This is a genomic window from Cupriavidus sp. SIMBA_020 (assembly GCF_046535395.1).
In the GTDB taxonomy this organism is placed as follows: domain Bacteria; phylum Pseudomonadota; class Gammaproteobacteria; order Burkholderiales; family Burkholderiaceae; genus Cupriavidus; species Cupriavidus campinensis.
On sequence record NZ_JAWRWU010000406.1, the window covers coordinates 1 to 279 of the forward strand.

The 279-nt window shown below is 60.2% G+C and carries 1 pseudogene; it reads left to right on the forward strand.

From position 1 onward, the window contains the following. Window positions 1-279, forward strand: a pseudogene (locus tag SB751_RS29795) (glycosyltransferase family 4 protein); the annotation flags it as partial.

Below are 279 nucleotides of genomic sequence, written 5' to 3' on the forward strand. Positions count from 1 at the left end.
GTGCGCAAGGTGGCGCACGAATTCGACGTACTTCACTTTCACCTCGACTACATGCCGTTCCCGCTGTTCACGACGATGGACACCCCGTTCGTGACCACCCTGCACGGTCGGCTGGACCTGCCGGAGTTACAACCGGTATTCGACGCTTTTTCAAACGTGCCGGTGGTGTCGATTTCCGATTCGCAACGCGTGCCGCTGCCGCAGGCGAACTGGCTCAACACGATTTACCACGGCTTGCCCGACCAATTGCTGACGCCGCAGGCGCACAAGAAGCCGGAG